At 40.0% G+C, this 11,383-nt stretch carries 9 protein-coding genes and 1 pseudogene; 8 read left to right on the top strand and 2 right to left on the bottom strand.

All coding sequences use genetic code 11. From position 1 onward, the window contains the following. Positions 1–193: 193 nt before the first annotated feature. The gene (locus tag ODU37_RS02110; protein ID WP_105151261.1) at positions 194–1,303 is read right to left on the bottom strand and encodes an FAD-binding oxidoreductase; all 1,110 of its coding nucleotides are present in this window, start codon (positions 1,301–1,303) and stop codon (positions 194–196) included. Between the two features lie 84 nt (positions 1,304–1,387). Between ODU37_RS02110 and ODU37_RS02105 the strand changes: the two genes are divergently transcribed. From ODU37_RS02105 to ODU37_RS02075, 7 genes and pseudogenes are all read left to right on the top strand, one after another. Beyond that, positions 1,388–2,005 (top strand): GDSL-type esterase/lipase family protein, encoded by a 618-nt coding sequence (locus ODU37_RS02105; protein ID WP_044759147.1) that lies wholly within the window; start codon positions 1,388–1,390, stop codon positions 2,003–2,005. Between the two features lie 42 nt (positions 2,006–2,047). Next, entirely contained in the window at positions 2,048–2,590 is a 543-nt protein-coding gene (gene lepB / locus ODU37_RS02100; RefSeq protein ID WP_023370783.1) for a signal peptidase I, read from the top strand. A gap of 190 nt (positions 2,591–2,780) precedes the next feature. Continuing rightward, positions 2,781–4,592 (top strand): glutamine--fructose-6-phosphate transaminase (isomerizing), encoded by a 1,812-nt coding sequence (gene glmS, locus ODU37_RS02095; protein ID WP_105105926.1) that lies wholly within the window; start codon positions 2,781–2,783, stop codon positions 4,590–4,592. Between the two features lie 160 nt (positions 4,593–4,752). Next, positions 4,753–5,394, top strand: a complete 642-nt coding sequence (locus ODU37_RS02090) for an amino acid ABC transporter permease (protein WP_002940990.1) — start codon at positions 4,753–4,755, stop codon at positions 5,392–5,394. Positions 5,395–5,403: 9 nt separating this feature from the next. Then, a complete protein-coding gene (locus ODU37_RS02085; RefSeq protein ID WP_009909533.1) occupies positions 5,404–6,036 on the top strand; it encodes an amino acid ABC transporter ATP-binding protein in 633 nt (210 codons plus the stop codon). A 26-nt stretch (positions 6,037–6,062) separates the two neighbouring features. Then, the gene (locus ODU37_RS02080; protein ID WP_044759813.1) at positions 6,063–6,893 is read left to right on the top strand and encodes an amino acid ABC transporter substrate-binding protein; all 831 of its coding nucleotides are present in this window, start codon (positions 6,063–6,065) and stop codon (positions 6,891–6,893) included. Positions 6,894–7,335: 442 nt separating this feature from the next. Next, positions 7,336–7,620, top strand: a pseudogene (locus tag ODU37_RS02075) (ISL3 family transposase); the annotation flags it as partial. A 528-nt stretch (positions 7,621–8,148) separates the two neighbouring features. Here the strand turns inward: ODU37_RS02075 and ODU37_RS02070 are convergent. After that, on the bottom strand, positions 8,149–8,784 hold the full coding sequence (locus ODU37_RS02070) for an MBL fold metallo-hydrolase (RefSeq protein ID WP_024383062.1): 636 nt from the start codon (positions 8,782–8,784) through the stop codon (positions 8,149–8,151). A gap of 107 nt (positions 8,785–8,891) precedes the next feature. Between ODU37_RS02070 and ODU37_RS02065 the strand changes: the two genes are divergently transcribed. Beyond that, the gene (locus ODU37_RS02065) at positions 8,892–11,360 is read left to right on the top strand and encodes a bifunctional DnaQ family exonuclease/ATP-dependent helicase (RefSeq protein ID WP_105242708.1); all 2,469 of its coding nucleotides are present in this window, start codon (positions 8,892–8,894) and stop codon (positions 11,358–11,360) included. Positions 11,361–11,383: the final 23 nt, after the last annotated feature.

The following is an 11,383-nucleotide window of genomic DNA, read 5'->3' as shown; positions in this document are numbered from 1 at the left end:
ACGGGCATTAGTCAAGTAATTATAGCACTAACCTGAACGAAGTTCAGCGAACGTCTTTAGACGTCGCTGGAGAGAAACGGCTTATAGCCGGTGTACAAGCCACCCGTTTTCACGGGTGGTTATGACTGGTTGGATAACAACTAGTCTTAGTATCTACATTTAAAGGGTTAGTAGAATCTAAACTTATTGTATCTTATTTTTTGAGAATATATCTATTTGGAGAATATGGTGTACGGTCAAAGTTTGTTTCTTGATTGAGAATTTCTTTAGCAATTTGCCAACCGATAATTGGGCCATTTGTCAGGCCGGTAGAGCCTAGACCACTAGCTACCCAGACATTAGGCATATCCTCAATATTTCCGTAGAATGGTGAATAAGTTGAAGTATAGGCGCGCGTTCCAATGCGAGTTCTGGCTACAGGATAGTTTGCCAAATCAGGCATGAATTCGGCTATTTTATCATGCATGGCTTGGATTTTTTCAGGGTCTAGTTCTAAATCGTACCCCATATCATCTTCATGAGTTGCACCAATAATGATTTTTCCATTTTCAAATGGTAGGATGTCAATCTCTCCGTAAGGCATACAAACTGGCCAATTATCAGTATCGAATTCTGTATCTAATTCTAACAATTGTCCTTTTTGTGGTCGAACATCCACTTGATAACCAAGAGGTTCAAGAATATGTGGCAACCAGGCCCCTGTGGCTAAGATAATATGGTCAGCAGTAAGCACTTGATTATCTACTTCGACAGTATGGTTGTCGAGCAGTTTTGCTTGTCCGTAGATACGTGTACCACCATTTTTCAAAAATTGTTCCTGAAGAATATCAATCAAACGCCCACCATCAATACGACCGCCACCTTCTAAATGGATACCAAAATAGTCTGGTTTAAGTAGTGGCAGGTACTGGTTAATTTCGGAGCCTACAAGCGGAGTAATTTCGCCAATAGTCGGAGTATCTATGCGACGTTCTTCGGCAATTTTTTGGATTTTATCAAGTAGTTCAGGCTTACTTTTTAGGCCGATGGTTCCAGTCTGTTTGAATGGAATTTCAGTAGCACCCGATTTTTCCAAATCGGCTACCAATTGACGGTAGAAAACAGCACCATCGGAAGTCAGCTTGTACCAGTCTTTATTTTTTTTCTGAGCCATCCATGGGCAGATGATACCTGCGGCAGCTCGTGTGGCTGTTCCAATACCTGAATCAATGAGAGTAAGATTGACTTGTTCTTCTTGGGAGAGATAAAAGGCTGCAGTAGAGCCGACAATTCCTCCGCCTATAATAATAACTTGTTTTTTCATAAGTTAATTATATCACAAATTCAGAAGTTTATTTATTTTTTTCAACATGATACAATAGAAAATAAGAAAAATTGAGGAGTTCGTGTGTCAGATATAATGTATCCTGAGGTCCTAACCGTTGGAAGTGGGGCCGTAAAAGTTGCAACAGTCGGAGATAGTTTGACTTATGGATATGGCTTGGAGAATCGTGAAAAAGATGCCTATCCTTGTATTCTAGCTGAGAAACTTGGTCATCACTATCAAGTTTCAAATTACGGATTGAGTGGGCGTTCACTTCAGTCAACTGCAGATTTTCCATACTTTAAAGAGAGGAATGCCCAACTTTCACTTGAGAGTGAAGCAGATATTGTCATCATCATGATTGGTAGTAACGATAGCCGAGGACCATATTGGAATAGGGAGAGATTTATTCGAGAGTATAGGGAAATGGCAGAGCAGTATATGGTTTTATCAAGCCAGCCAGATGTTTATTTAGTCATCCCGCCTTACGTACCAACCAGTCGTTTTGGATTGAATAATCAAATTATTGAAGATGAATTACAAAAGATTATCCCAGCTATCGGAAATGAACTTGGTTTACCAGTTATTAACCTTTACACTGTGACGGAGGGACATCTTGAATACTATAGCGATGGTCTTCATTTGACACCGCTAGGAAATCAAGTTATTGCTGAAGAGATTTACCAGCATCTCAGACACTAATGGCTCTAAATTGTGGTATAATACTAGTGAAATGGAGAGATTATGGTAAAAAGAGATTTAATAAAACAAATCAGTTTATTGGTCTTATTGATTTTGGGAATCATTGGCCTACGATTTTGGTTACTTGAGCCAGTCACGATTACCCCTGAGATGGCAAATAGTTATTTGAAGGAAAATGACTTTATCATGACGGTGCGAAATGTCCGCCCGATTCATGGAGATTTTATTTTGTATAACCATGAGGGAAAAGAGTATGTGAGTCGTGTGATTGCATTGGAAAACGAGACGGTTACCTATATGGACGATGTTCTCTATCGTAATGATATTATTGTTACAGAGAACTATTTAAAAACGCCTCATTCACAAGAAAGTTATACAGATGATTTTACATTGGAAACATTGACAAGTGGAAAGTACAATGTCATTCCAGAGGGGCACTATTTGGTGTTGAATGATGTACGAACGAATCAACAGGATAGTCGTAGTTTTGGTTTGATTTCTAGTGAGGCTATTGTTGGTAGACTGACTTTTCGGATTAGTCCACTTTCAGAATTTGGTTTTATTAAGACAGGGCTGGTTCAGTAGAATCAGCTTTTTTTTATTGTATTGAGATGACTGGATCTGTATTTTGAAATTAGACTAGACCAATTAAAATGTTGACAAGGATGAAATCTTGTTATATACTGATTTCACTGGTCTTTTTAGATATAAATTAGATTAGACCAATTTTTAAAGAAATGAAAGCCGATGTTAACAAACATCGTAGGTGATATGTATGTGTGGAATCGTTGGTGTTGTAGGAAATACAAACGCAACTGATATTTTGATTCAAGGACTTGAAAAATTAGAATACCGTGGTTATGATTCAGCAGGTATTTTTGTGACGGGTGGTGAGCAAGCCCATCTTGTGAAAGCTGTTGGTCGCATTGCAGAATTGTCTGCAAAAGTTGGCGATAAGACTGAAGGGACAACAGGGATCGGTCATACTCGTTGGGCGACTCATGGTAAGCCAACTGAGAACAACGCTCACCCTCACACTTCTCAAACTGCTGGACATATCCTAGTTCACAACGGTGTGATTGAAAACTACGCAGAAATCAAGGAAGAGTATCTTGCAGGTCATGACTTGAAAGGTCAGACAGATACAGAAATTGCTGTGCATTTGATTGGTCAATTTGCAGAAGAAGGTTTGTCAACTCTAGAAGCCTTCAAAAAAGCATTGAAGATTATTCAAGGTTCATATGCCTTTGCCTTGATTGATGCTAGGGATGCAGATACTATCTACGTTGCCAAAAATAAATCTCCACTTTTGATTGGTTTGGGCGATGGCTATAACATGGTCTGCTCAGATGCCATGGCTATGATTCGTGAGACGAGTGAATACATGGAAATTCACGATAAGGAATTAGTTATCGTGAAAAAAGATAGTGTTGAAGTCATGGATTATGATGGCAATGCGATTGAACGTGGTAGCTATACAGCTGAGCTTGATTTATCAGATATTGGTAAGGGAACTTATCCATACTACATGCTCAAGGAAATTGATGAGCAACCAACTGTTATGCGTAAATTGATTAGCGCCTATACAAATGAAGCTGGTCAGGTAACAGTTGACGCGGATATTATTAAGGCAGTACAAGAAGCTGACCGTATCTATATCTTGGCTGCTGGAACTTCCTATCACGCAGGATTTGCCGCAAAAGACTTCTTGGAAAAATTGACAGATACACCAGTGGAATTGGGAATTTCATCTGAGTGGGGCTACAATATGCCACTTTTGAGCAAAAAGCCACTCTTTGTCATGATTAGCCAGTCAGGTGAAACTGCTGATAGCCGTCAGGTATTGGTTAAAGCTAATGAAATGGGTATTCCAAGTTTGACTGTAACCAACGTTCCTGGTTCTACCCTATCACGTGAGGCAACTTACACCATGTTGCTCCATGCAGGACCAGAAATTGCGGTAGCTTCTACAAAAGCCTACACTGCACAGATTGCGACTTTGGCAATCTTGGCTAAGGCTGTCGGTGATGCAAATGGCAATGCCTACGCGAAAGAATTTGACTTGGTGCATGAATTGTCCATCGTAGCTCAATCTATCGAGGCCAGCTTGTCAGAAAAAGATGTGATTGCTGAAAAAGTTGAAAAACTCTTATCAACCACTCGCAACGCATTCTATATCGGTCGTGGTAGTGACTACTACGTTTCTATGGAAGCCAGCTTGAAATTGAAAGAAATTTCATACATCCAATGTGAAGGCTTTGCGGCTGGTGAATTGAAACACGGTACCATTTCATTGATTGAAGATGGTGTTCCAGTCTTGGCCTTGATTTCAAATCATCCACACCTTGCAAGCCATACTCGAGGCAATATTCAGGAAGTAGTGGCGCGTGGTGCCAATGTCTTGACAATTGTAGATGAAGCAGTAGCTAAGGAAGAAGATGACATCACTGTTACAACTGTTCATCCATTCTTGTCAGCGATTGCTATGGTCGTTCCGACACAGTTGATTGCATACTATGCGACATTGCAACGCGGTTTGGATGTTGATAAACCACGTAACTTGGCTAAGTCTGTTACTGTTGAATAAGAAGAAAAGGTTCGAATTTCGGACCTTTTTTCAAATCAATGAAAAAATATACAAAATTTTATTAAATTTTATTAAATTTATTAAAAATTCTGAAAAATTCTTTGAAATTAAGGATATTTTTTGATATACTAGAACCTAATAATTCTTTTAGGAGAGCTCTATGGATTATGTTTTGGAAGTTCTGCCCAGTCTACTAAATGGTGCAGCAGTCTCCTTGCAAGTATTTTTTCTAGTATTGATATTATCCTTGCCATTAGGAGCTGTTTTCGCTTTTTTAATGCAGATTAAATTTAAACCCTTACAATGGTTATTGCATTTCTATGTATTAATTATGCGAGGAACCCCCTTGCTTTTACAATTAATTTTTGTTTATTACGTTTTACCAAGTGTGGGTATTACATTTGACCGAATGCCTGCTGTGATTCTGGCCTTTACGCTCAACTATGCGGCCTATTTCTCTGAAATTTTCCGTGGTGGTATTGAAGCTATTCCAAAAGGTCAGTATGAAGCGGCTAAGGTATTGAAATTTACCCCTGTTCAGACCATTCGCTACATTGTCTTACCACAGGTCGTGAAAATTGTCCTACCAAGTGTTTTCAATGAAGTCATGACTTTGGTAAAGGATACTTCTTTGGTCTATGCACTTGGGGTTAGCGATTTGTTGTTGGCTAGTCGTACTGCTGCCAATCGTGATGCCAGCTTGGCGCCTATGTTTATCGCAGGTGCAATCTACCTATTGATGATCGGTGCGGTAACACTGATTTCGAAACAAGTAGAAAAGAAATTTGATTATTATAGATAGGAGGAAGTCATGTTAGAGTTACGCAATTTGTCAAAACGCTTTGAAGATAAACAGATTTTCTCCAACTATGATTTGGTCATTCCCGAAGGGAAAATTGTTGCCATCGTTGGTCAATCTGGCGGTGGTAAGACAACTCTTTTACGGATGTTGGCTGGTTTAGAGACTATTGATTCAGGAACTTTGATGTACAATGGTCAAGAACTGCCATTAGAGGAGTTGGGAAAACGACATTTGCTGGGCTTTGTCTTCCAGGACTTCCAGCTTTTCCCGCACCTATCCGTATTGGAAAACTTGGTTCTCTCTCCTATGAAAACGCAAAATATGTCGCGTTCAGAGGCGGAAGACAAGGCCCTTAAACTCTTGGATACTCTTGGACTTGCTAACCACGCAACTGCCTACCCGTTTTCATTATCGGGCGGACAGAAACAACGTGTGGCTTTGGCGCGTGCGATGATGATTGATCCTGAGATTATCGGCTATGATGAACCAACTTCGGCCCTAGACCCTGAATTAAGAAAAGAAGTTGAGAAACTGATTCTTGAAAATAGGGCTACTGGAATCACGCAAATTGTGGTCACCCATGATATGCAGTTTGCTGAGAATATCGCAGATGAAATCATCAAAATTGAACCGAAACACTAAGAAAAGGAACAAATATGATGATGAATATTAAAAAAATGATGCTTGGAGCTCTTGCTCTTGTAACTTCTTTAACTCTTGTTGCTTGTGGCTCCAATGATTCGGCTACTAAGTCTGATAATTGGACAGCCTACGAGTCTGAAAAATCCGTTACGATTGGCTTTGATAAGACCTTTGTTCCAATGGGATTTGAACAGACAGATGGTTCTTACACAGGTTTCGATATTGACTTGGCTAATGTAGTCTTTGAAAAATATGGAATTACTGTAAAATGGCAACCAATTGACTGGGACTTGAAAGAAACCGAATTGAATAACGGGAATATTGATTTAATTTGGAATGGTTATTCTATTACAGATGAGCGTAAGGAAAAAGTTCTCTTCACAAATCCCTACATGGATAACCAACAAGTTCTTGTAACCAAAAAATCTTCCAATATTAGCCAAGTATCTGATATGAAGGATAAGATTTTAGGTGCGCAAGCAGGTTCATCTGGCTATTCAGTATTTGAATCACAACCAGCTATTTTGAAAGATATTGTTCAAAATAACGATGCAAGTCAGTATGCGACCTTCAATGAAGCCTTGATTGACTTGAAAAACGATCGTATTGATGGCCTCTTGATTGACCGTGTGTATGCAAATTATTACTTGCAACAAGAGGGAATTATTGCAGATTACAACATCATTGATGCAGGTTTTGAAAATGAAGCCTTCGCAGTCGGTGCTCGTAAATCAGATACTACACTCGTAGAAAACATTAATAAGGCATTTGCTGAATTATATAAAGAAGGTAAATTCCAAGAAATTTCCCAAAAATGGTTTGGTGAGGATGTTGCAACCGATGCAGTAAAAAACTAATAATGTAGGCAAAAGTGACTGAACAAGACATCCATGATGGTTGCGCCCTCATCCACAGAATCAATGAAAAGAACTCGTGAAAACGGTGGGGGGCTACCCCAATATCATTAACTTAAGATTCTACTCCAATATTTGTTGGATAGGATCTTTTTATTATATGATTTTTAGTCCGTCATGATCCGTAAAGTATGTGACAAATAAGCCGAGGATGGGCAAAAAATGGTCCTATAATTTCTGTAGCGGGTAAAACCACTATGGAGCCTTTTAAATGTAAAAGTCCCATATGACCTATAATGAAAAGCGACAAAACTTACATTAGAAAGAGGCCATATGGAATAAATCAAGAGTTAGGAGAGTGACTCTTGATTCCTGAGCCTAGAAATAGAAAAGCGAAGATCTTATTACAAATTTTCTTGGAATAGAAGACAAAAATATCGCTATCATGACTGAATATGATGTGGAAACTCACTTAGATTGTGTGTCCCCAATGTCCTGCCTGAAAGGGACAAATAGTGAAATACGACTTCCAAAGAGCATCTAAAATCCTTTGCTTAGAAGCAGCTGATAATCCTCTCTCCTTATCCATCTTAGAAAGCGTCGGTTCAAGTGTAAAGAATGCGGGAAAATGGCTGTCGCTGAAATTCACTTATTAAAAAACGACCAAATCTCTGTTGCTATTAACCAGAAAAACACCCAATTACTACTCGTTGAGAATCAAGCAATGAGTAAGCAATGTTCACCTGATACTATTGTCATCAAGGATAGCTTTTCCATCCTGTTCGAAACTATAAAGTAAGAGTTTTTGAAGGAAGGCAGATATTGGTTGCAATGTATTGAAACACTTGTGGTTCCATGGTTTCGAAGGTTACTCTATCTGGCTATATTCTGAACTATGTTATTACACCAGTTTCTGATTATGTAGTGAATTGCTTGTTGGAAAGCTATCAGTAATCTGTGATTTTAGCAGATTTAGTCAGGAGTTTAAAGACAACTTGGAACAGAAGGATAGAACATGGAAGGAGTTAATTAGTATAACAAATGGAGATTATTAGCCATGAGGCGAACCATTGAAACTCGTTTTTTTGAATCATAAGCTTTGTTTGATATAGAACAACTCTTTGCCAGAGGACTGATCGGATTACAGCTACGGATTGCACAAATCCTACTGACTTATAATCTAAGCTATTTTGATTTTAACTAGTAGCACGGGTAAAAAACCTGCCTGGTTCAATCAGAACTAGGCAGGTTTTCTTTGTCATCTAAAGAATGGATTGAAATTTTTCTCATGTCCAACGCTGGTATTTTGACCGTGACCTGGATGGACAGTGTAGTGGTTTGGCAGGGTGAAGATATGCTCTCTGATGCCAGTAATCAGGTCATCAAAGTTGCTGGTTGGCAGGTCTGTACGTCCCACAGTTTCGCGGAAAAGTGCGTCTCCAGTGATGACACATTCATCCTCTGGGAAGATAAAGGAAACACCACCAATAGAGTGACCTGGTGTTGGAACTACCTTGAAATGAAAACCGTCAAACTGGTAGTCTTCTTGGTATTGGAAGATTTTTTCAGCAGGTCGGCAGACTACATTCTCCATATCATCATGACGAGGTAGACCTGATAGATTCATCTCTGGTGTATAGAGCCAGCTGGCTTCGCTTTCAGCCACATAGACAGGCGGGAAATTGTAGGTCTCACGCAGAATGTCCAAACTCATAATATGGTCATAGTGAGTGTGAGTCAGGAGAATAGCCGAAATTGGTTTTCCGATTTTTTCGATAGTTGCTTGAATTTTTGTCCAGTCACTCCCAGGGTCAATGATAATCAGATGGGTATCATTTTCAAGGTAGTAGGTATTTTGAAAAGCGACAGGATTGACAGATTTGTGAATAATCATTCTTTTTCCTTCTTCTAACAGTTACTGATGTTACTAGTCTAACAAAAAAACACGCCTTCTTCATGGAATTTGTTTGGAGCTTTTTCCATGAGAGGGAATATGCTATAATGAACAGTATGAAAGACACAAGAACAAGCAATCGGTATGCCGTTGTAGATTTGGAAGCAACTGGTACAGGTACCGATGCAAAAATCATTCAAATCGGGATTGTTCTCGTTGAAAATGGAGAAATCATTGACAGTTACGCAACGGACATCAATCCCTATGAGCTACTGGATGACCATATCAAGAATCTGACAGGGATCACAGACCAACAGCTAAGTCAGGCTCCGGATTTTGGTCAGGTAGCAAGTACCATTTATGACATGATTGGAGATGCTATTTTTGTAGCCCATAATGTCAAGTTTGATGCTAATCTCTTGGCAGAAGCACTCTTTTTTGAAGGCTATGAACTGTTGACACCGCGTGTAGATACGGTAGAATTATCACAGCTATTTTTTCCGACTTTTGAAAAATATAGCTTGGGAAACCTTGCAGAGCATTTGGAACTTGGTTTGGACCAGGCACACACGGCCATATCAGATGCCATGGCTACGGCGCGCTTGCTCATCAAAATTCAAGAGAAAATAAAGAGCTTACCCAGGTCTATCGTTGAAAAGATTCTTGATTTGGCGGACAATCTGCTCTTTGAATCCCGTCTGGTCATTGATGAGATGGTGCCTGTTCTGTCAGAAAATCTATCATACGATTTAGAATCTATTCATGACTTGGTCTTGAAAAAGCCAGAAGAAATCAAGTCAGCCTACCGATTATCTGAAGATTTTTCGACCAATATTGCCCTTCTCGGCTTGCATGAACGAAAAAAACAAACTGCTTTTGCTCAAGTAGTAGAAAAACGCTTGGTTGACGAAGAAAAAGTGCATTTTATCCAAGCGCAGGCAGGTTTGGGGAAGACTTACGGTTATCTCTTGCCTTTACTTGCTAAGTCAGACCAACCTTTATTGGTCACCGTACCGACCAAGCTCCTTCAAGAGCAGATTATGGAAAAGGAAGGGAGCAAGCTTAAAGAGATATTTCGTATTCCTATAGTCTCTCTAAAATCGCCCAAGCATTTTATCAAGTTAGACAACTACTGGAAAACCCTGCAGAGGCAGGATGATAATCGCCTGGTCAATCAATTCAAAATGCAGGTGCTTGTCTGGTTATGCGAAACTACGACAGGCGATTTGGATGAGCTTAAGCAAAAACAACGCTATCAAGTTTACTTTGATGAGATTGCCCACGATGGGAAATTGGAGCCTGAAAGTCTTTTCTGGGGCTTGGATTTTTGGCAACGATTGAACCAACAAGCTCTCTCTAGTAGACTGCTCATTACCAACCACGCTTACTTTCTCAGCCATCTTAAGGATCAAGATCCTCTCATGGATAAGCGTCTGGTGGTGATTGATGAAGCTCAAAAGTTTCTCTTGGCTGCTGAAAATCTAGCGACGGCTTCGCAAGATTTGACAAGTATGTTACAAGTATTGCAAAGTAAAAAGGACAGAGCGATGACTATTTTGGACCAACGTTTGTATGAGTCGTGCCAGTTTGAACTCAACCACTTTTTGAGTCGTTTTCGTCAGCATGGTCAACGAGAGGTTCAAAAGGCTGAACTTCATCAACTTGGTCAGAACCTGGAGGAGCTTGGAGATGTTGATTTGAACGACTTGCATCAGCTCATAGACTATTACGATACCTTTTGGTTGGAGGAGAAAAATTTAGAAGAAAAGCGGCTTGCCTATTTGCGGGGCTCCAAGGACAGCCTCCTAAATGCGACCAACTACCTGCCAGATACTAAGATTTTCTGCATCAGCGCAACCTTGACCATCAGCAAAAAGGTCAGTCTGGCGGATTTGCTGGGCTTTGAGCGGGTCACCTTGGATTTGATACCGACTCAAACTGTGACCGACCAGCAGCTGCTTTTTCCGACTCATCTCCCCGATATCCTCGCTTGGACCAAGGAGGAGCATGCAGCTTATTTGGCTACTACTTTAGGAGAAATAGCAGAGCTGGGACGACCGATTTTGGTCATGTTCACATCGATTTCTCTGCTCTTGCAGGTGTCGGATTTGTTAGAAGACAATAACATTCCCCACCTAGCCCAGCACAAGCATGGACAGGAAATGACTCTCAAACGTAAATTTGAACGAGGGGAATGCCAAATTTTACTCGGCACAGGTGTATTCTGGGAGGGCGTTGACTTTGCCAGTCAGAATCAATTGATTCAGGTTATTACAAGGCTCCCATTTGACAATCCAAAGGACCGGTTTGTACAAAAAATCAATCACCATCTGCGTGAAGAAGGGAAAAATCCATTTTATGATTACAGCCTGCCTATGATGATGATTAAGCTCAAACAAGCCATCGGTCGTACCAATCGCCATGACAAACAAGATTCACTAGTCTTGGTTTTGGACCCGCGTGTTTACACCAAACGCTATGGACAGCAAATTCTGTCCTTCTTTGAGAAAGATTATTCAATGTTAAGTGTGGATGCGAAAGAAATAGAAGGAGCTATTCAAGATTTTTTTGAATAAGTTGAAAGGGAGCCACAAGGCTT

The organism is Streptococcus sp. 2021WUSS109, assembly GCF_044427305.1.
Taxonomy (GTDB): Bacteria; Bacillota; Bacilli; order Lactobacillales; family Streptococcaceae; genus Streptococcus; species Streptococcus suis.
Note: the sequence above shows the minus strand (reverse complement) of the source record. Positions and strands in the feature narration are given on the sequence as shown.